General features: G+C 65.6%; 16 protein-coding genes and 1 other RNA gene. 11 read left to right on the forward strand and 6 right to left on the reverse strand.

The features are described 5' to 3' along the window. Positions 1 to 137: 137 nt before the first annotated feature. On the reverse strand, positions 138 to 884 hold the full coding sequence (locus EI171_RS41065; RefSeq protein ID WP_161536585.1) for a YebC/PmpR family DNA-binding transcriptional regulator: 747 nt from the start codon (positions 882 to 884) through the stop codon (positions 138 to 140). 205 nt (positions 885 to 1089) lie between these two features. Between EI171_RS41065 and EI171_RS41070 the strand changes: the two genes are divergently transcribed. The 5 genes from EI171_RS41070 (at position 1090) to EI171_RS41090 (ending at position 9117) form a co-directional block, all read left to right on the forward strand. After that, positions 1090 to 2838, forward strand: coding sequence for a methyl-accepting chemotaxis protein (locus tag EI171_RS41070; protein WP_161536586.1), 1749 nt, complete (start codon positions 1090 to 1092; stop codon positions 2836 to 2838). A gap of 119 nt (positions 2839 to 2957) precedes the next feature. Beyond that, on the forward strand, positions 2958 to 4382 hold the full coding sequence (locus EI171_RS41075) for a methyl-accepting chemotaxis protein (RefSeq protein WP_161536587.1): 1425 nt from the start codon (positions 2958 to 2960) through the stop codon (positions 4380 to 4382). Positions 4383 to 5135: 753 nt separating this feature from the next. Beyond that, complete coding sequence (locus EI171_RS41080) at positions 5136 to 5600, forward strand: (2Fe-2S)-binding protein (protein ID WP_202633073.1); 465 nt, start codon at positions 5136 to 5138, stop codon at positions 5598 to 5600. Positions 5601 to 5608: 8 nt separating this feature from the next. Then, positions 5609 to 7777: a xanthine dehydrogenase family protein molybdopterin-binding subunit gene (locus tag EI171_RS41085; RefSeq protein ID WP_161536589.1), complete on the forward strand. Its 2169-nt coding sequence runs from the start codon at positions 5609 to 5611 to the stop codon at positions 7775 to 7777. Then, positions 7774 to 9117, forward strand: a complete 1344-nt coding sequence (locus EI171_RS41090; RefSeq protein WP_161536590.1) for a cytochrome c — start codon at positions 7774 to 7776, stop codon at positions 9115 to 9117. Before EI171_RS41085 ends, EI171_RS41090 begins: the two co-directional genes overlap by 4 nt. A gap of 207 nt (positions 9118 to 9324) precedes the next feature. Here EI171_RS41090 and EI171_RS41095 read toward each other — a convergent pair whose 3' ends face one another. The 5 genes from EI171_RS41095 to EI171_RS41115 form a co-directional block, all read right to left on the reverse strand. Beyond that, positions 9325 to 10149, reverse strand: coding sequence for a TIGR00282 family metallophosphoesterase (locus EI171_RS41095; RefSeq protein WP_028173440.1), 825 nt, complete (start codon positions 10147 to 10149; stop codon positions 9325 to 9327). Then, entirely contained in the window at positions 10127 to 10723 is a 597-nt protein-coding gene (locus EI171_RS41100) for a 5-formyltetrahydrofolate cyclo-ligase (protein ID WP_028173441.1), read from the reverse strand. Before EI171_RS41100 ends, EI171_RS41095 begins: the two co-directional genes overlap by 23 nt. 207 nt (positions 10724 to 10930) lie before the next feature. Further along, positions 10931 to 11091, reverse strand: a non-coding RNA gene (ssrS, locus tag EI171_RS41105) — 6S RNA. 274 nt (positions 11092 to 11365) lie between these two features. Beyond that, entirely contained in the window at positions 11366 to 11749 is a 384-nt protein-coding gene (locus EI171_RS41110) for a cell division protein ZapA (protein WP_028173442.1), read from the reverse strand. Beyond that, positions 11746 to 12066 carry a DUF4164 domain-containing protein gene (locus EI171_RS41115; protein WP_020608063.1) on the reverse strand — a complete coding sequence of 107 codons (321 nt, stop codon included), beginning with the start codon at positions 12064 to 12066 and terminating at the stop codon, positions 11746 to 11748. Before EI171_RS41115 ends, EI171_RS41110 begins: the two co-directional genes overlap by 4 nt. Positions 12067 to 12432: 366 nt before the next feature. On the opposite strand from EI171_RS41115, the gene tkt reads away from it, so the two are divergent. The 6 genes from tkt (at position 12433) to EI171_RS41145 (ending at position 20017) form a co-directional block, all read left to right on the forward strand. Continuing rightward, positions 12433 to 14448 (forward strand): transketolase, encoded by a 2016-nt coding sequence (gene tkt / locus EI171_RS41120; RefSeq protein WP_011084340.1) that lies wholly within the window; start codon positions 12433 to 12435, stop codon positions 14446 to 14448. Between the two features lie 149 nt (positions 14449 to 14597). Then, a complete protein-coding gene (gap, locus tag EI171_RS41125; RefSeq protein ID WP_028173444.1) occupies positions 14598 to 15605 on the forward strand; it encodes a type I glyceraldehyde-3-phosphate dehydrogenase in 1008 nt (335 codons plus the stop codon). Between the two features lie 138 nt (positions 15606 to 15743). Next, the gene (gene pgk, locus EI171_RS41130) at positions 15744 to 16940 is read left to right on the forward strand and encodes a phosphoglycerate kinase (RefSeq protein WP_011084338.1); all 1197 of its coding nucleotides are present in this window, start codon (positions 15744 to 15746) and stop codon (positions 16938 to 16940) included. Positions 16941 to 16994: 54 nt separating this feature from the next. Further along, a complete protein-coding gene (gene fba, locus EI171_RS41135) occupies positions 16995 to 18062 on the forward strand; it encodes a class II fructose-bisphosphate aldolase (protein WP_011084337.1) in 1068 nt (355 codons plus the stop codon). 239 nt (positions 18063 to 18301) lie between these two features. Beyond that, positions 18302 to 19327: a class I fructose-bisphosphate aldolase gene (locus tag EI171_RS41140; protein ID WP_060909144.1), complete on the forward strand. Its 1026-nt coding sequence runs from the start codon at positions 18302 to 18304 to the stop codon at positions 19325 to 19327. A gap of 3 nt (positions 19328 to 19330) precedes the next feature. Further along, positions 19331 to 20017: a thiamine phosphate synthase gene (locus EI171_RS41145; protein ID WP_161536591.1), complete on the forward strand. Its 687-nt coding sequence runs from the start codon at positions 19331 to 19333 to the stop codon at positions 20015 to 20017. The last annotated feature ends 6 nt before the right edge of the window (positions 20018 to 20023 follow it).

A 20023-nucleotide genomic window follows, 5' to 3' on the forward strand; every position in this document is an offset into this window, starting at 1 on the left:
GAATGCGCGCGAAGCGCGGATTCCGGGTGAGGGGGACTCTCCACGAGTCCCTCTATCACCGCCGACGCGGAAACAGCCCCTCACCCCAACCCTCTCCCCGCAGAGCGGGGCGAGGGAGCGCACCGTTCGTGTGTCCCCTACCCGCCCATCTTGGCAACAAGCGCGTCCGACACCTCGAAATTGGCGTAGACGTTCTGGACGTCGTCGTGCTCGTTGAGCAGGTCCATCAGCTTGAGCAGCTTCTCGCCGGTCTCGTCATCGACGGCGACCGTGTTCTGCGGCTTCCAGATCAGCGCGGCCTTGCGCGGCTCGCCGAACTTGGCTTCCAGCGCCTTGGCAACGTCGCGATAGCCTTCGGTCGAGGCGTAGATCTCGTGGCCGCTTTCGCCGGAGACGACGTCGTCTGCGCCGGCCTCGATCGCGGCATCGAGCACCGCGTCGTCGGAAGCGACGCTGCGGTCGTATTCGATGATGCCGGTGCGGTCGAACATGAAGGAGACCGAACCGGTTTCGCCGAGATTGCCGCCCGACTTGGTGAAGAAGGAGCGGATGTCGGAGGCGGCGCGGTTGCGGTTGTCGGTCAGCGCCTCGACGATGACGGCGACGCCGCCGGGGCCATAGCCCTCGTAGCGGATCTCGTCATAGTTCTCGCCGTCGCTGCCGAGCGCCTTCTTGATGGCGCGCTCGATATTGTCCTTCGGCATGTTCTCCGCGCGCGCGGCGATCACGGCGGCGCGCAGGCGCGGGTTCATGGCGGGGTCGGGCGTGCCGAGCTTGGCGGCGACGGTGATTTCCCGCGCCAGCTTGCCGAACAGCTTCGACTTCTGGGCATCCTGCCGCCCCTTGCGGTGCATGATGTTCTTGAATTGGGAATGTCCGGCCATGCGTGGTCTCGTAAAGGAATCGTGCGCCTAAGGTGAGCGTGGGAAGCGCGGCCTTATAGGCCGCCAACCCACCGGAATGAAAGAGGCTCTACGACTTTAAGGTAACACCGTAGTGGCCTTTGCCCAGATGTCAGGCATCGTTAACCCTGACTTCATTCCGGCCTGCGAAAATAGCGTACGACCGTCCCCCGACAAGAGAGACCTGATGGCGTTCGGACTATTTCGGAAGCGTCTGCCGGACATGGCTGCGCCCGCGGCCGCCCCGCAGGCTGCGCCGCCGCCGGCCCATTCCGAGCCCGGCCCGGCCGCTGAGAGCGATTCTGCCAGGGAAATCCTGGAACTGCTGGAACTCGAGCTGGGCGCGATGATTCGCCAGCTCGAGCGCGCCGCCAATTCGGTGGCCGGCGGCGCCGAAGCGACCGCCACGACGCTTGCGGCCATCCGCGACCGGACCGACGCCCTGACCGGCCGCACCAACGCCGCACAGTCGACCGCATCCACCTTCGCCCATGCCGCCGACAAGTTCACCCAGTCCGCGCTGGGCATCGGCGCGCAGGTTCGCGCGGCCGGCAAGCTCGCCGACGAGGCCAGTGCCGCGGCGCAGGAAGCCCGCGCCAATGTCGACCGACTGCGCGAGTCCTCCGCCGCCATTGGCAACGTCGTCAATCTGATCGCGCAGATCGCGCGGCAGACGACGCTGCTCGCGCTCAACTCGACCATCGAGGCCGCGCGCGCGGGCGCTGCGGGCAAGGGCTTTGCGGTCGTCGCGACCGAAGTGAAAGCACTCGCGGTGCAGACCCAGGGCGCGACGGAAGAGATCACCAAAAAGATCGACGCGCTGCAGCGCGACGCCGCCGGCTCCGCCGATGCCGTGCACCGAATCTCGCAGGCGATCGAGGCGATCCGCCCGGTATTCGAGACCGTCAACGGCGCGGTCGCCGAGCAGAATGCCACCACGAGCGAAGTCTCCGGCAATGCCGCCAGCGCCTCGGAGTTCATCGTCTCGGTCGGCCAGAGCGCGGCCGAGATCGATGCCGCGACCAAGGCGGCCGAGACCCATGGCGAGAACGTCGCCAGCGCCGGCAAGGCGGTCACCACCTTCGCACAGAAGCTGAAATCGCGCTGCGCGGTGCTGCTGCGCCAGAGCGAGCACGACGACCGCCGCAAGACCGAGCGCCTGCCCTGCCATCTCAAATTCGAGAGCGCGCGCGGCGTGATGCCGGTCTACGAGATCGCGATGGACGGCGTGCTGATTGGCGGTGCGGACTCGGGCCGGCTGACGCCGCAAGCGATCATCGAAGGCAGCCTCGAACTGGTCGGCGCCTGCCGCCTGCGCGTCGTCGAGCAGTCCAAGGCCGGAGCCCGCGCGCATTTCGTCAATCCCGATGCCGAGCTCCGCGAGAAGATCGAAGACCGGCTGTGGTCGATCCACGAGGAGAACACGGAGTTCGTCACCCGCGCCATGGAAGCGGGCAACGCGCTGACCCAAATCTTCGAGCAGGCGGTTGCACGCGGCGAGGTCGGGATCGACGACCTCTTCGACACCGACTATGTGGAGATCGCAGGCACCAATCCACAGCAATACCGCACTAGATATCTGGACTGGGCCGACCGCGCACTGCCGCCGTTCCAGGAAGCGTTTCTCGCCAAGGAACCGCGCATGGCGTTCTGCGCCATGGTCGACCGCAACGGCTTCCTGCCGGTGCACAACAAGATCTATTCGCATCCGCAGCGGCCGGGCGACGCCGCCTGGAACACGGCCAACAGCCGCAACCGGCGCATCTTCAACGATCCGGCGGGGCTCGCGGCCGCGCGCAACCTGCGCTCGTACCTGGTCCAGAGTTATGCGCGCGACATGGGCAACGGGAATACGGTGATGATGCGCGAAATCGACGTCCCGATCCGCGTGCAGGGCCGGCACTGGGGCGGATTCCGCACAGCTTACAAGCTGTAGTGCCCGCTCTCGTGCACTCCTGGGCAAGACGCCGCTCGCGAATCATCCTCTAAGGTCGAAACTGGAATGGGAATGCCGCCGAGAGCCAATCCACGGCTCTGACTGGAGAAAACCCGTACATGTCTCTGGCACAACTTGCAGTATTGGACACCGGGTCGAACCGGACGCTGGCTGAACGCCTGATCGACCAGCTCGCCGACCGCATCGGCGGTCTCGGCGTGGAGCTCGCCGACATCGCGGGCAACGTCCAGGAAGTCGCCAACCGCGTCGCGAACCAGTCGGAACGGTTCCATCACCTCCAGGAGACGGCGGAGACGATGGTCTCGGCCAACCACGACATCGCCAATGCGTCGCAGGCGGTGCAAACGACGACGTCCGCGGCGGTCGGCGAGATCGCGCAGTCGCGCAGCGCGGTCGATACCGCCGTCAGCCACATCTCCGAGCTTGTCGCCGCCGTTGGGCGGATCGAGGCGCGCCTGAGCGCGGTCGGCTCGGCGCTGGCGCAGGTGGCCAAGGTGTCCGGCTCGATCGAGGCGATCGCGAAGCAGACCAACCTGCTCGCTCTCAACGCCACCATCGAGGCAGCGCGGGCCGGCAATGCCGGCCGCGGCTTCGCGGTGGTCGCAAGCGAGGTGAAGAACCTCGCGGAAGCCACCCGCCAGGCGACGCACCAGATCTCCGACACCGTGCGCGATCTCGACGGCCAGATCGAAGGCCTGATTGGCGAGAGCAGCGACGCCTCGCAGCGCGCGAAGACCGCCGGCGAAGGCGCCCAGCAGATCTCCAGCATCATCTCGCGCGTCCAGCAGGGCTTCGCCTCCGTGGAAGCGGAGATCGACAGCGTCGCGCGCGCGGCGACCTCCAATCTCGGCCATTGCGACACCGTCATCAGCGAGCTCAACGAGCTCGCCAAGGGCGTCGACCTCTCCTCGCGCGACCTCAAATACGCCGACGAGCGGGTGGCCAAGCTGCTCGACACCTCCGAAGGCCTGATCGCGATGATCGCCGACAGCGGCGTGGAGACGTCGGACGCGCCGCTGATCCGCGCGGTCGTCGAGACCGCCAAGCGGATCTCGGCCGAGTTCGAGGCCGCGATCGATCGCGGCGAGATCACGCTCGACCAGCTCATGGACGAGCAGTACCGCGAGATTCCCGGCACCGATCCAAAGCAGTATCTCACCAACTACGTCGACTTCACCGATCGCGTGCTGCCCGCCATCCAGGATCCGATCCAGAAAGCCGACCCCCGCATCGTGTTCTGCGTCGCCTGGGCCAAGGGCGGCTACCTGCCGACCCACAATCCGAACTACCGCCTGCCGCAGGGCAAGGACCCGGTCTGGAACAACGCCAATTGTCGCAACCGCCGCCTGTTCACCGATCGCGCGGTGAAGAAGGTCGCGGCGAACACCAAGCCGTTCCTGCTCCAGACCTATCGCCGCGACATGGGCGGCGGGCAGTTCGTGCTGATGAAGGACCTGTCCTCGCCGATCATGATCCGCGGCAAGCACTGGGGCGCGTTCCGGATGGGCTTCCGGCACGGCTGACGGGTCTCGCGACGGCCGCTCCTGCGACATTCAATCAAAAACCTGAAAAACAACCCCATGCACAGTAGCCGGGGCGCGCGGAATCAATGGCTTAGAAGCCTCATGGGATGAGATCGAAGCTAGTGCGGCCGACAGCAGCACCCTCTCCGTTCCCTCCCCCCTTGTGGGGGGAGGGCCAGGGAGGGGGGCCACACGGGGATTCTCTCGATCGCGCACCTGCCCTCGGTGCATCATCAACAACCGACACCTTTTCCTGGGCTACCCCCCTCCCTAGCCCTCCCCCACAAGGGGGGAGGGAATGCACCTCTGTCGGAGGGCTAGTCGGGTCTCATCCCATCAGGCTTTAGCCACCTGGTGCATCGGTTGCTCCGTCGGGCAAGACAGGAGCATGATGACATCGTCGTGCATGTCGGACATCCGGCCATTGGCCGTTGCAATTGATCCCGTGCACCGTGCTTGCCGTCGCTCGCTTTTCCCAATCGCACGAATTTCGTGATCGCATGATTTTGCGCATTCGCACGGTCATCTGCGGCGATTCACGGCGCGCGCGACGAAAATGCGTCAAAACATGACGATTATCATACCAATGAGCCGCCGCACAAATTCGTGAACGTCATGGCCTGACGCGTCAGTCGCGCAAATATGCATTGCCGGGAATTTCGACGCTTCATGGTTTCGCGTCGTTATGATTATGGTCGCGCGGAAATTCGCCGAATTGATCGCCGCAAGCGATCGTTGAGCAAGGGGATGCATATGGCAACTGTTCTCACCATCAATGGCGAAACGAAATCCTTCGACGCGCCGCCGGAAATGCCGCTGCTGTGGGTGCTGCGCGACATCCTCGGGATGACCGGCACCAAGTTCGGTTGTGGCATCGCGCAATGCGGCGCCTGCACGGTGCATGTCGACGGCAAGGCGGTGCGCTCCTGCGTGCTGCCGGTGAGCGCGGTCCAGAACCGCACCATCACCACCATCGAGCATATCGGCAGCACGCCTGCGGGCGCGAAGGTGCAGAAGGCCTGGCTCGATGCCGAAGTGATCCAGTGCGGTTACTGCCAGTCCGGCCAGATCATGTCGGCCGCGGCACTGCTGGCGGCAACGCCCAACCCTGATGATTCCGACATCGACGCCGCCATGGCCGGCAACATCTGCCGCTGCGGCACCTATGTGCGCATCCGCGAGGCCATCAAGCAGGCGGCCTCCGGCCGTCAGTCGTGAGGTCCGCCATGAACGCACACAACAGCGTCTCCCGCCGCACGCTCCTGACCGGCGGCCTCGCCACCGGCTTCCTGCTCGCCTTCCACCTGCCGCTGCGCGCCGCCGTCAACGAGCCGGTGCAGCCGAAGGACGTGACCGATGGCAAGTTCGCGCCCAACGCCTTCATCCGGATCGACCCTGAAGGTGCGACCACGCTGGTGATGCCGCAGGTCGAGATGGGACAGGGAATCTACACCGCGATCTCGATGATCCTGGCGGAAGAGCTCGACGCGGATTGGTCGAAAGTCCAACTGCTGCACGCACCGGCCAACGAAAAGCTTTACGGCAATCCGATTTTCATCATTCAGGCGACCGGTGGCTCCACATCGGTCCGGGCATTCTGGAAGCCGCTGCGTGAAGCCGGCGCCAGCGCGCGTGCCATGCTGGTGCAGGCTGCGGCTGCGCAATGGAACGTCGATCCCGCCAGTTGCACGACGTCGAAGGGTGAGGTGACCCACAAGGCCAGCGGCCGGACGCTCTCCTATGGCGCGCTTGCGGCCGCCGCGAGCGCCCAGACGCCGCCCAAGGACGTCCCGCTCAAGGACCCCAAGGATTTCGTCTATATCGGCCAGCCGTTCAAGCGGCTCGATACGCCCGAGAAGGTCAACGGCAAGGCCGTCTACGGCATCGACGCCATCGTGCCGAACATGAAGTTCGCAACGCTGGCGCAGTGCCCGGTTTTCGGCGGCAAGGTCGGCAAGGTCGATGATCGTGCCGCGAAGAAGATTCCGGGCGTGCGAAAAATCGTCGTGCTCGACGATCTCGTCGCCGTCGTCGGCGATCACATGTGGGCGGCGAAAAAAGGCCTGGATGCGCTCGACATCACGTGGAACGAGGGACCGAACGCAAAGCTCAATTCGAAGGCGATTTGGGACGATTTGCGCGCCGCCAGCGCAAAGGACGGCGTGGTCGCCAGATCCACCGGCGACATCGCCAAGGGTCTCGCGAGCGGCGAAAAACTCGAAGCTTCGTTCGAGCTGCCGTTTCTCGCCCACGCAACGATGGAGCCGTTGAACGCCACGGTGCATTGCACGCCCGATTCCTGCGAAATCTGGACCGGAACGCAGATCATGGCGCGCGTGCAGTCGGAGGCGGCAAAGGCGGCCGGGCTCCCGGTCGAGAAGGTGACCGTCAACCAGCACCTGCTGGGCGGCGGCTTCGGCCGCAAGCTCGAGCCTGACATGGTGGTCGCGGCCGTTCGCATCGCCAAGGAGGTCGACGGGCCGGTCAAGGTCGTGTGGACCCGCGAGGAGGACATTCAGCACGACGTCTATCGACCGGTCTATCGCGATACGATCGCAGCGACCTTGTCGGCCGGCAAGATCGTCGGCTGGAAATACAAGATTGCCGGCGCTGCGATCATCGCGCGCTGGCTGCCGCCGGCCTTCCAGAAGGGCATCGATATCGACGCGATCGACAGCGCCACCGACGTGCCCTACGACATCCCGAATGTCCACGTCGAATATGTGCGGGCCGAACCGCCGGCGATACCAACGGGGTTCTGGCGCGGGGTCGGGCCCAACAACAACGTGTTTGCGGTCGAATGCTTCATCGACGAACTGGCGCGCAAGGCGGGCAAGGACCCGGTCGAGTTTCGCCGTGGAATGCTGGCCAATCAACCGCGCTTCCTGTCCGTCCTCAATCTTGCGGCAGAGAAAGCCAATTGGGGTCAACCCTTGCCGGCGCGCGTCGGGCGCGGCGTGTGCCTGCAGCCGTCTTTCGGGAGTTTCATCGCAACCGTTGTGGAAGCTGAGGTCGACGAGCAAGGCGAGATCAATCTACGCCGTGCGACCTCGGTGGTGGATACCGGCATCGCCGTCAATCCCGATACGATCGTGGCTCAGGTCGAGGGCGGGCTGATCTTCGGCCTTACCGCCGCGCTCTACGGCGAGATCACCATCGAAAAGGGGCGCGTCCAGCAATCCAACTTCAACGACTATCGGATGCTGCGGATCCATCAGACGCCCAAGATCGAGGTTCACGTCGTCAAGAGCGGCGAGGCACCCGGCGGAATTGGCGAGACCGGCACGACGGCGGGGCCACCGGCGCTGCGCAACGCGATTTACGCCGCAACCGGCGTGGCGCTGCGGCGCCTGCCGATCGACCGGAAACTGCTGGCTGCGGGGAAGAAGGCATGAGCGGCAAGATGCGTATCCTCACAAGTATCGTTGTGATCGCCATCGTCGCGGTGGCGCTTGGCGTCTTCCTCATCCGCGGGCCCGGCCCGCTCGACTTTGCCGGCGGCACGAAAGTGGCGCTGGCGGATTACCGCGCCGGAAAGCCGACCGGCGTGCCGGCAAAGCTGGAGAAAGCGAGCCTGGTCGAACGCGGCGAATATCTGGCGAAGGCCGCCGACTGCATGGTCTGCCACACCAAGCCGGGCGAGGAGGACTATTCCGGCGGGCTCGCCTTCAAGCTACCGTTCGGCACGCTCTATTCGACCAACATCACGCCGGACAAGGACACCGGCATCGGCAATTACAGCGACCAGGATTTTCTGAACGCGGTCCAGCACGGCAAACGCAATGACGGCGCGCGGCTCTATCCGGCGATGCCGTACACGTCCTACACCTTCATGACCGACGAGGACGTGCTCGCGGTGAAGGCGTATCTGTTCAGCCTGCCGGCGGTGCGCGCCAAGGCGCCCGACAACACGCTGTCGTTCCCGTTCAACCAGCGCTGGGCGATGACCTTCTGGTCGGCCGTGTTCAATCCGGACACGCGCTTTGCGCCGGATACGTCGAAGAGCCCGGAATGGAATCGCGGGGCATATCTCGCCGAAGCGCTGGCGCATTGCGGCGAGTGCCACACGCCGCGCAATCTCGGCTTCGCGCTGGATAACCGCAAGAAGTTCGCCGGCGCGATCACGGCGGGCTGGCGCGCCTTCAACATCTCGTCGGACAAGGCGACAGGTCTCGGCAACTGGAGCGACGCGGATCTGATCTCGTATCTGTCGCTCGGCCATGCGCCGGGCCACGGCTCGGCCTCGGGTCCGATGGGTGAAGCCGTCGACCACAGCTTCAGCCAGTTCGCCCCCGAAGACATAAGCAGCATCGTTGCTTACCTGCGCAGCGTGCCGCCGCAGCCCTCGCCCGACCTCCCCGCCACCACGGCGCCGGTCGCGCCCGCCTCGCACAAGGACGGCGTGACGGCCGACGCCCGCGGCAAGAAGGTGTTCGCCAGCGCCTGCGCCAGCTGCCACGGCTGGAGCGGCGAGAGCCCGGTGTCGCCGATGGCGACACTCACCGGCACCTGGGCCGTCAACGACCCCACCGCCACCAACGTCGCGCAGATCGTGATCTCGGGCACCAGGCGCCATACGCCTGACGGTGCGCTGTCGATGCCGGCGTTCGGCAATGCCTATACGGACGACGAGATCGCGGCGGTGGCGAACTACGTGACGGCGCGGTTCGGGACGAAGGGCTCGAAGCTGACGGCGAAGGATGTGGCGGAGTTGAGGGGGCAGACGGCGGAGTAGCGCGCAGCCATCCGCGGCGAGATTGATGCGCAATCGCGCGCATCAATCTCCGCCGTCGTCCCGGACAAGCGAAGCGCAGATCCGGGACCCATACCCACAGGGAGTAGTTTGGCGAAGACTTGGAGTGGGAGCTGTGCCCCACACTTCTCCCTGGGGTTATGGGTCCCGGCCTTTCGCCGGGACGACAGCGAGTGTGTAGCGCGACCGTCAGCTCAACCAGAACCTCGGTGTCGCCGGCTCCAGCCGGCCGCCCACGCGCACCGGCGCGATCCGCAGCGCGAGGCCCGTTGCATCGTCGGTCTCGATCGCAACGCCGCTGAGCGTCGCCACTCCGGCCGCCGGCTCGAACCGGCCGGAGGGAATCCCCGACGTGAACCGGCGCAGCGGTTCTTCCTTCTGCATGCCGATGATGGAATCGTAGTCGCCGGTCATGCCGGCATCCGTCATGTAGGCGGTGCCGCCGTTGAGGATCTGGTGATCGGCGGTCGGCACATGGGTGTGGGTGCCGACGACGAGGCTGGCGCGGCCGTCGCAGAAGAAGCCGATGCCCTGCTTCTCGCTGCTCGCCTCGCAATGGAAATCGACGACGATCGCATCCGCTGCAACGCCGAGCGGACAGGCGCCGAGCTCGCGCTCCAGCGCCGCAAAGGGATCGTCGAACGGAGTCATGAAGACGCGGCCCAAAGCATTGACGACGAGCGCATGCTTGCCGTTCTTGGTCTCGACCAGCGCCGCGCCGCGGCCGGGCGTGCCGCGCGGATAGTTCGCGGGCCGCACCAGGCGGTCGGCGCGCTCGATGAACACCAGGGCCTCGCGCTGGTCCCAGGAGTGATTGCCGAGCGTCACCGCGTCGGCGCCGGCATCGAGAAACTCCTGATAGATCGCTTCGGTGATGCCGAAGCCGCCGGCGGAATTTTCGCCGTTGACGACGACGAAATCGAGCGACCAGTCCTTGACCATGCCGGGCAGATATTCGGCGATGGCCGTGCGCCCCGCACGGCCGACGACATCACCCACGAAGAGAATGCGCAACTTCAGAACTCCGGAAATCGAACACGTCCGATTCCGTTAGCACATAATCCAGCGCGACGTCGTGGGATAGTGCCGGAACCGCCTCGATCTCCTGCGCGGCAAACGCAAGCCCGATGCCGACGATTTGCTTGGTCTTGCGCAAGTGAGCGAAGGTGAAGTCGTAATGCCCGGCACCATAACCGATGCGGTGGCCGAGCCGGTCGAAGGCCGCGAGCGGCGTCAGCATGATGTCGGGGATGACTTCGCTTGCTGCCGGCGACGGCTCGGGAATGCCGAGCGGGCCGAGCATCAGCCGGTCGTTCGGATGAAAGATACGGAAGACCAGCGACTGGCCGCGCGCGGTGACACAGGGCAGCGCCAGCCTTGCGCCCTCCTCGGCGAGCTTCCTCAAGAGCGGCATCGGGTCGATCTCGCTGCGGATCGGCGAATAGCCGGAGACGATGCTGCCGGGCAGCAGCTTGAACGGCAGCCCGCGCTTGGCGAGCTTGGTGGCAGCGGCGGCGCGCTTCTTCTCGCTCAGCGCGTCGCGTTTGGCGAGGGCTTTGGCACGGAGCTCGGCTTTCGAATTGGACATGCGCGCTTTCCCCCGAAGGCAGAGCCTCGCTCCGCTGTCATCACCCGCGAAAGCGGGTGATCCAGTATTCCAGAGACGCGAGTTGCAAGAACCGAGACGCCGCGGCGTACTGGATGCCCGCCTTCGCGGGCATGACACCGAGACTCAATTGAACCGCAAGCGTGTCGGGGACGCAATTTCGACAAGCACAAACCAAGCAAACAAAAGTGCGAAGCCGCGGACGCCGTTGAAGCACTCGATCCCGGAGTTCCCTACGAAAGTAGGTGGGCACCATATGTCCGGGCCCACGGGCCCGGCCAGGGACAGTTCCCTAAAGGATCGATAAGGCCCCGGGGATATATGGCTCCGGACGCGCGTCGCAGCCTCGCCCACGCAATGTAACAACGATACTGACAAACCACCAGCCCGCCGACGGGCTGCCGAGCTTCGGTGCAATGAAATCAGTCCTTCCTGCCGCCACGGCGGAAGTGCGCTCCCTCCCCCGCTTGCGGGGGAGGGTTGGGGAGAGGGTGTCTCCGCACTGAGATTCCCCAAGAGGTGAGAGCCCTCACCCGGCACTTCGCGCCGACCTCTCCCGCAAGCGGGAGAGGTTGAGCCCGCGGTTACATCGAGCGGACCAACTGATCGAGTCTTCCGCGGTCCCTACCCGATCGCGATGCCGCCTCCGACGGTCCGGTTCAGGACCTGGGTCGACTTCTCGATGCGTTCGGCTGCGGCGTTCAGCGCGTTCACCACCGCGGTCTGCGTCATCCTGGCGCGCTCGACGGCGGCATTGCGGAAATCCCGCAGCTCGGTCAATTCCTGCTCCATGGTGCGGACGCGGTTGCCGGCGTCGACCAGCTCGTCGCAGACGGTCAGCGCCGCCATCACAGTCAGGCGCGCATCACCGATCTCGCCGAATTTTCCGCGCAGCGACTGAATCCGCGTCTCCAGGCTTTCGGCGAGCTTGAGCAGCCGCACCTCCTGGCCCTCCTCGCAGGCCATGCGGTATTGCCGGCCGTTGATGGTGACGTTGATGTGGCTCATCCATCCTCTCCGGTATCGAGCACCGAGCGTATCGTGACGATCGCGGAATCCAGCCGATCGGAGATCTCGCGATTGGTGCGCTCGAGCTTGCGCGCCTTCACCAGCGCACCATCGAGCTCATCGGCAAGCCGCGAGCGGTCCGCGCCGAGCGCCTGGATTCGCGCGGCGAGCTCGTTCTCGTCGCGATCGGCGTCGCGCCGGCGCTCCACCGCGCTCTCGAGCGCGTCGAGCGCCGCCATGAGCCTGCGGGTCGCGATCTCGATCTCGACGGCGGAGGACTCCGTCATGGCGGAACTGTTGGATACGCGATCGTTCATGCGGTCAGCGGCGGACCTTGGTGGCCTTTGCATCGGGGCTTGCCGCCCGGCAAAAGACTCGGTTCGGCAAGCGGTTAGAAGCAGAAATTTACGTGGCAAGCTAGCCCAGCGCAATGTCGCCGCGAAACTATGCACCGCTAGATCGGCCCTCGGCATGGCGGCCGGCTGGTTCCAGATCTGCATGATCCGCGGCTGCGGCTTTTCCGGATCATGCCGCAGGCAACTTTTGCGGCCAAACCGGCGTTTGATTGCCTTGGACTCCCGGAACCGAGATGCTATCCAGCCCCCAACCTCCCGTGACCGCCAGGCTCGATCCAGCGCGGCGCACACGGCCATCAAGCACCTCATTCCAGACGGATTTTCATCATGATGCAGCTCGATGCCTCCCGTATGGCCCATACGCAGGTCGACCACTCCCGTATGGCCAACGCGATCCGCGGCCTTTCGATGGACGCTGTCGAGAAGGCGAAATCGGGCCATCCCGGCCTGCCGATGGGCGCCGCCGACATCGCCACGGTGCTGTTCACGCAGTTCCTGAAATTCGACGCCGCCGCGCCCGCCTGGCCGGACCGCGACCGCTTCGTGCTGTCGGCCGGCCACGGCTCGATGCTGCTCTATTCGCTGCTGTACCTGACCGGCAATGCCGACATGACGCTGGACCAGCTCAAGCAATTCCGCCAGCTCGGCGGGCTGACGCCTGGCCACCCGGAGAACTTCCACACCAAGGGCATCGAGACCACCACCGGTCCGCTCGGCCAGGGCATCTCGACCGCGGTCGGCATGGCGCTCGCCGAGAAGATGCTCGCCGCCGAGTTCGGCAAGAAGATCGTCGATCACCACACCTTCGTGCTCGCCTCCGACGGCGACCTGATGGAAGGCGTGTCGCAGGAAGCGATCGCGATGGCCGGGCACTGGAAGCTCAACAAGCTGATCGTGCTCTACGACGACAACGGCATCTCGATCGACGGCCCGACCTCGATCGCCGATTCCGTCGACCAGGTGAAGCGCTTCAAGTCCGCCGGCTGGGCCGCCGAGAAGATCGACGGCCACGACCAGGCCGCCATCACAGCGGCCATCACGCGCGCGAAGAAATCCAACAAGCCGACGCTGATCGCCTGCCGCACCACCATCGGCTTCGGCGCGCCGCACAAGGCCGGCACGTCGAAGGTGCACGGCGAGGCGCTCGGCGCCGAGGAGCTCAAGGCCGCCAAGGAAAATCTCGGCATCTCGCTCGAGCCGTTCTCGGTGCCCGACGACGTGCTGAAAGCCTGGCGCGCGGCCGGCAGCCGCGGCGCTGCGGCTCGGCAGGAATGGGAAGGACGGCTCGGCGAGCTCGGCAGCCGCAAGCGCGCCGAGTTCGAGCGCCGCCTGCGCCATGAGCGTCCGGCCTCGCTCGCAAAGGCGGTGCGCGCGTACAAGAAGGAGCTGCTGGAAAAGCCGCTGGTTGCGGCCACCCGCAAATCCTCGGAAGCGGTGATCGAAGTCATTGCCGGCGCGATGCCGATGGAATTCCTCGCAGGCTCCGCCGACCTCACCGGTTCCAACAACAACAAGGCGAAGTCGGCGACCGCCTTCTCGGCCAAGACGCCGAAGGGCCGCTTCATCCATTACGGCATCCGCGAGCACGGCATGGCCGCCGCGATGAACGGCATCTTCCTGCACGGCGGCTTCGCGCCGAACGGCGCGACCTTCCTGGTGTTCACCGATTATGCGCGTCCGGCGATGCGCCTTGCCGCGCTGATGGGCACCGGTGTGGTCTACGTGATGACGCACGATTCCATCGGCCTCGGCGAAGACGGCCCGACCCATCAGCCGGTCGAGCATCTGGCCGCGCTTCGCGCCATTCCAAACATGCGCGTGTTCCGTCCCTGCGACTCGATCGAGGTCGCCGAGTGTTGGGAGCTCGCGCTCAACCGCATCGACGGCCCGACGGTGCTGGCGCTGACGCGGCAGAACCTGCCGCAGCTCCGCACCACCGCGCCGAACGACAATCCTTGCGCGGCCGGTGCCTACGAGCTGGTTCCGGCGCAGGGCGAAGCCAAGGCGACGCTGTTCGCCTCCGGCTCCGAGGTCGAAATCGCGGTCGCCGCCCAGAAGCAGCTCGCCGAGCGCGGCATCCCGTCACGGGTGGTGTCGGTGCCCTCGCTCGAGCTTTTGTTAGCGCAACCAGAAGCCAAGCGCGCCGAGATCATCGGCAACGCGCCGGTGAAGGTCGCGATCGAGGCCGCGGTGCGCTGGGGCTGGGATGCTGTGATCGGCCAGGATGGCGAATTTGTCGGCATGCATTCGTTCGGCGCGAGCGCGCCGGCGAAGGACCTGTACAAGCATTTCGGCATTACCGCCGAGGCTGCGGTTAACGCCGTGCTGAAGCGCGTATCCTGAGAGTTGAGCTTGCCAAAAAAAAGGACTACGTAACGTCCCATATGATCAAGCACCGCCCGGCCGAACCGGGCGTCCGCCCTAAAAAACCCTCGCTGACGCGTTAGCCGCGCGTCCGGCGGGATGACAACGGTCATTGAAGGAGACGAAAGATGGCAGTCCGCGTTGGAATCAACGGTTTTGGTCGTATCGGCCGCAACGTCCTGCGGGCGATTGCAGAGTCCGGCCGCAAGGATATCGAGGTGGTCGGCATCAACGACCTCGGCCCGGTCGAGACCAATGCCCATCTGCTCCGTTTCGACAGCGTTCACGGCCGCTTCCCCGGCACCGTCACCGTCGACGGCGATTCGATCAGCCTCGGAGGCGGCAAGATCAAGGTGACCGCCGAGCGCGATCCCTCGAAGCTGCCCTGGAAGGATCTCGGCGTCGACATCGCGCTCGAATGCACCGGCATCTTCACCTCGAAGGACAAGGCCTCCGCACATCTGACCGCCGGCGCCAAGCGCGTGCTGGTCTCCGCGCCCGCCGACGGCGCCGACGCCACCATCGTCTACGGCGTCAACCACGACACGCTGACCAGGGATCACCTGGTCGTCTCCAACGGTTCCTGCACGACGAACTGCCTCGCGCCGGTCGCCAAGGTCCTGAACGATCTCGTCGGCATCGAGACCGGCTTCATGACCACGATCCACGCCTATACCGGCGACCAGCCGACGCTCGACACCATGCACAAGGATCTCTATCGCGGCCGCGCGGCGGCGATGTCGATGATCCCGACCTCGACCGGCGCCGCCAAGGCGATCGGCCTCGTGCTGCCGGAACTGAAGGGCAAGCTCGACGGCGTCGCGATCCGCGTGCCGACCCCGAACGTCTCGGTCGTCGACCTCAAGATCATTGCCAAGCGCGCCACCGACGTGAAGGAAATCAACGCGGCGATGAAGCGCGCCTCCGAGCAGCAGCTCAAGGGCATCCTCGGCTACACCAATGCGCCGAACGTCTCGATCGACTTCAACCACGATCCGCACTCCTCGACCTTCCACGAGGACCAGACCAAGGTGCAGAACGGCACGCTGGTGCGCGTGATGTCCTGGTACGACAACGAGTGGGGCTTCTCGAACCGCATGGCCGACACCGCGGTCGCGATCGCGAAGGTGATCTAACTCCGCAGCGGTTTCGTCATTCCGGGATGGTCCGAAGGACCAGCCCCGGAATCTCGAGATTCTCGGGTGCGCAACTGCGCACCAGGGTTCGCGCTAAGCGCGCCCCGGAATGACAGTCCAAATGGTTGAGGCCATCCCATGGCGAACAAATTCCGTACCCTCGACGACGTCGACGTGAAGGGCAAACGCGTGCTGCTGCGCGTCGACCTCAACGTGCCCATGGAGAATGGGCGCGTCACCGACGCAACCCGGCTCGAGCGCGTCGCGCCGACCATCACCGAGCTCGCCGACAAGGGCGGCAAGGTGATCCTGCTCGCGCATTTCGGCCGGCCGAAGGGACGCGATGCCAAGGAGTCGCTCAAGCCCGTCACCGAGGCGCTGTCGAAGGTCCTGAACAAGCCCGTCGCGTTTGCCGACGACTGCATCGGCGAGCCCGCGGCCACGGCCGTGGCGGCACTCAAGGACGGCGACATCCTGTGCCTGGAAAACACCCGCTTCCACAAGGAAGAGGAAAAGAACGATCCCGCCTTCGTCGCGGAATTGGCCAAGCTCGGCGACATCTGGGTCAATGACGCGTTCTCGGCCGCGCACCGCGCCCACGCCTCGACCGAAGGCCTCGGCCACAAGCTGCCGGCCTATGCCGGCCGCACCATGCAGGCCGAGCTCGATGCGCTGGAGAAGGCGCTGGGCTCGCCGACCAAGCCGGTCATCGCGATCATCGGCGGCGCCAAGGTCTCGACCAAGATCGACCTGCTCGAAAATCTCGTCAGCAAGGTCGACGCGCTGGTGATCGGCGGCGGCATGGCCAATACCTTCCTGCACGCCCAGGGCGTCGGCATCGGCAAGTCGCTGGCCGAGAAGGATCTCGCGCCGACCGCGCTGCGCATCATTGAGAAGGCGGAAGCCGCCAACTGCGCCATCATCCTGCCGGTCGACGCCACCGTCGCCTATCATTTCGCGGCCAACGCGCCGTCCCACGCCTACGGCCTCGATGCGATCCCGGCCGACGGCATGATCCTCGACGTCGGCCCGCAATCGGTCGCGCGCGTGCACGCGGCGATCGACGACGCGGCGACGCTGGTCTGGAACGGGCCGCTCGGCGCCTTCGAGATGCAGCCGTTCGACCGCGGCACGGTCGCGGCCGCCAAGCACGCCGCCGAGCGCACCAAGGCGAAAAAGTTGATCTCGATCGCGGGCGGCGGCGACACCGTCGCGGCCCTCAACCAGGCCCACGTGGCCGGTGACTTCACCTATGTCTCGACCGCCGGTGGCGCATTTCTTGAATGGATGGAAGGCAAGCCACTGCCCGGCGTCGAGGTCCTGCGCATCAAGTAGTCAGTCGACAAGTAGCTAGCGGGCCCTGAAGGCCCAAACCGGAGAAAAAGACACATGGCTCGGATCACGTTACGTCAATTGCTCGACCATGCGGCTGAGAACGATTACGGCGTACCGGCCTTCAACATCAACAACATGGAGCAGGCGCTGGCGATCATGGACGCCGCCAACCAGGTCGATGCGCCCGTCATCATCCAGGCCTCGCGCGGTGCGCGCTCCTACGCCAACGACGTCATGCTCAAGCACATGATGGACGCGGTGACCGAGATCTATCCGCACATCCCGGTCTGCGTGCATCTCGACCACGGCAACGAGCCGGCGACCTGCATGACCGCGATCCAGGCCGGCTTCACCTCGGTGATGATGGACGGCTCGCTCAAGGCCGACGGCAAGACCCCCGGCGACTGGGGCTACAATGTCGGCGTCACCAAGACCGTGACCGACATGGCCCATCTCGGCGGCATCTCGGTCGAGGGCGAGCTCGGCGTGCTCGGCTCGCTCGAGACCGGCATGGGCGACAAGGAAGACGGCCACGGCGCCGAAGGCAAGCTGAGCCACGACCAGCTCCTGACCAATCCGGACGAGGCCGTGAAGTTCGTGCAGGAGACCAGGGTCGACGCGCTCGCGATCGCGATGGGGACTTCCCACGGCGCCTACAAGTTCACCCGCAAGCCGGACGGCGACATCCTCGCCATGAAGGTGATCGAGGAGATCCACCGCAAGCTGCCGAACACGCACCTCGTCATGCACGGCTCGTCGTCGGTGCCGCAGGACCTCCAGGACATCATCAACACCTATGGCGGCAAGATGAAGCCGACCTGGGGCGTGCCTGTTACCGAGATCCAGCGCGGCATCAAGAACGGCGTGCGCAAGATCAACATCGACACCGACAACCGGATGGCGATGACCGGCCAGATCCGGAAGGTGCTGAAGGACAATCCGGAAGAGTTCGACCCGCGCAAGTACCTGAAGCCGGCGATGGAAGCGATGACCAAGCTGTGCAAGCAGCGGCTCCAGGAGTTCAACACCGCCGGCCAGGCCTCCAAGATCAAGAAGGTCCTGACCACCGCCGAGATGGCCAAGCGCTACGCCAAGGGCGAGCTCGACCCCCGCGTCGCGTAGCGATCGCGCGGTGGCGTAAGGCCTCCGGACACACCCTCCCGTCATTCCGGGACACGCGAAGCGTGGGCCCGGAATCCATAACCACAGCCTGGGGTTATGGATTCCGGGCCTGCGCCTTTCGGCGCATCCCGGAATGACAGAGAACCCCCTTACCCCTGCGACGAACGTTAACTCGGCATTTGCCCGAGAACGGTCTATTTTCACGGGCAAGGGCAGAATCGTTTTGGGAGGACCTCTCGATGGATCTGACTGAGCTCAACAGGATCGCGACCGCCATGGTCGCGCCCGGCAAGGGCATCCTTGCCGCCGACGAATCCTCCGGCACCATCAAGAAGCGCTTCGACGCGATCGGCGTGGAATCGACGGAATCGAACCGGCGCGACTACCGCGAGATGCTGTTCCGATCCAGGGAAGCCATGAGCCAGTACATCTCCGGCGTGATCCTCTATGACGAGACGATCTGGCAGGATGCGAAGGACGGTACGCCGCTGGTGAAGCTGATCGAGAGTAGCGGCGCCATCCCGGGCATCAAGGTCGACGAAGGCACGCAGGCCCTGCCGATGTGCCCCGGCGAGCTCGTCACCGTCGGGCTCGACAAGCTCGCCGAGCGGCTGAAGAAGTATTACGAGCGCGGCGCCCGCTTCGCCAAATGGCGCGCGGTGATCGACATCGGCAGCGGCATTCCTTCGATGACGGCGATCAGCGTCAACGCCCACGCACTGGCGCGCTATGCCGCGCTGTGCCAGGCCGCGCAGATCGTGCCGATCGTCGAGCCGGAAGTGCTGATGGACGGCGATCACGACATCGACCGCTGCTACGAGGTCACGCAGCGCGTGCTCAACAAGACGTTCCAGGAATTGCGCGTGCAGCGCGTCGCGCTCGAGGGCATGGTGCTGAAACCGAACATGGCGATCTCAGGCAAGAAGTGCGCGAAGCAGGCCCCCGTCGAGGAGGTCGCGGAGAAGACGATACGGCTGCTCAAGGCCTGTGTGCCGGCGGCGGTGCCCGGCATCGCCTTCCTCTCCGGCGGCCAGTCGGACGAAGAGGCAACCGCGCATCTCAACGCCATGCACAAGCTCGGCCCGCTGCCCTGGGGCCTGACCTTCTCCTACGGCCGCGCGCTTCAGGCCGCGCCGCAGAAGGCCTGGTCCGGCAAGGCCGAGAACGTCGCGGCCGGCCAGCGCGCCTTCAGCCATCGTGCACGAATGAACGGCCTCGCCTCCAAAGGCGAATGGCAAAGCAGCCTGGAAAAGAAAGCGGCCTAGACCTTGTCGAACAAATCGCCTCCGCCGCGCCCGGCGCCGCGCCTTTATCTCGCGACGCCTGTTGTCGATGACCCGGCTTCGCTCGTCGCCGAGTTGCCGGGCCTGCTCGCGGCCGCCGACGTCGCGGCCGTGCTGGTGCGGCTGAAGGAGACCGACCAGCGCACCATGATCTCGTGGATCAAGGCACTCGCGCCGCCGGTCCAGAAGGCCGGCGCCGCGCTGCTGATCGACGGCCATGCCGAACTGGTCGCGCGCGGCGGCGCCGACGGCGCGCACCTGCCCGGCATCGCCGCGCTGAAAGAGGCGCTGCCATCTCTCAAGCCCGATCGCATCGCCGGCGTCGGCGGGCTGACGACGCGGCACCATTCCATGGATGCGGGCGAAATTGGCGCGGACTATTTGCTGTTCGGCGAGCCCGATGCAAAGGGCCAGCGTCCGTCGTCCGAGGCGATCGCCGAGCGGCTGGACTGGTGGGCCGAGCTGTTCGAGCCGCCCTGCGTCGGCTTTGCGACCTCGCTGGAAGAGGCCTACCACTTCGCCGCCAGCGGCGCCGATTTCGTGCTGGTCGGCGAGTTCGTCTGGGCCGATCCGCGCGGGGCCAAGGCCGCACTGATCGAGGCCGACGCCACGATCAAGAAGGCCCATGCGGCTGCGCTCGCAAGCCAAAATCCCGCGGGCGAGCACGGCTAGCGCCCG

The sequence above is a fragment of the Bradyrhizobium sp. LCT2 genome, assembly GCF_009931255.1.
Classification (GTDB): domain Bacteria; phylum Pseudomonadota; class Alphaproteobacteria; order Rhizobiales; family Xanthobacteraceae; genus Bradyrhizobium; species Bradyrhizobium diazoefficiens.

Bases quoted from the DNA above. Each gene is read 5' to 3' on its own strand.
- EI171_RS41110 (WP_028173442.1), bottom strand. From the start codon at position 11,749: ATGAGCCACATCAACGTCACCATCAACGGCCGGCAATACCGCATGGCC.
- EI171_RS41085 (WP_161536589.1), top strand. From the start codon at position 5,609: ATGAACGCACACAACAGCGTCTCCCGCCGCACGCTCCTGACCGGCGGC.
- EI171_RS41100 (WP_028173441.1), bottom strand. From the start codon at position 10,723: ATGTCCAATTCGAAAGCCGAGCTCCGTGCCAAAGCCCTCGCCAAACGC.
- EI171_RS41080 (WP_202633073.1), top strand. From the start codon at position 5,136: ATGGCAACTGTTCTCACCATCAATGGCGAAACGAAATCCTTCGACGCG.
- EI171_RS41070 (WP_161536586.1), top strand. From the start codon at position 1,090: ATGGCGTTCGGACTATTTCGGAAGCGTCTGCCGGACATGGCTGCGCCC.
- EI171_RS41115 (WP_020608063.1), bottom strand. From the start codon at position 12,066: ATGAACGATCGCGTATCCAACAGTTCCGCCATGACGGAGTCCTCCGCC.
- EI171_RS41065 (WP_161536585.1), bottom strand. From the start codon at position 884: ATGGCCGGACATTCCCAATTCAAGAACATCATGCACCGCAAGGGGCGG.
- gap (WP_028173444.1), top strand. From the start codon at position 14,598: ATGGCAGTCCGCGTTGGAATCAACGGTTTTGGTCGTATCGGCCGCAAC.
- EI171_RS41075 (WP_161536587.1), top strand. From the start codon at position 2,958: ATGTCTCTGGCACAACTTGCAGTATTGGACACCGGGTCGAACCGGACG.
- EI171_RS41090 (WP_161536590.1), top strand. From the start codon at position 7,774: ATGAGCGGCAAGATGCGTATCCTCACAAGTATCGTTGTGATCGCCATC.
- EI171_RS41140 (WP_060909144.1), top strand. From the start codon at position 18,302: ATGGATCTGACTGAGCTCAACAGGATCGCGACCGCCATGGTCGCGCCC.
- tkt (WP_011084340.1), top strand. From the start codon at position 12,433: ATGATGCAGCTCGATGCCTCCCGTATGGCCCATACGCAGGTCGACCAC.
- pgk (WP_011084338.1), top strand. From the start codon at position 15,744: ATGGCGAACAAATTCCGTACCCTCGACGACGTCGACGTGAAGGGCAAA.
- fba (WP_011084337.1), top strand. From the start codon at position 16,995: ATGGCTCGGATCACGTTACGTCAATTGCTCGACCATGCGGCTGAGAAC.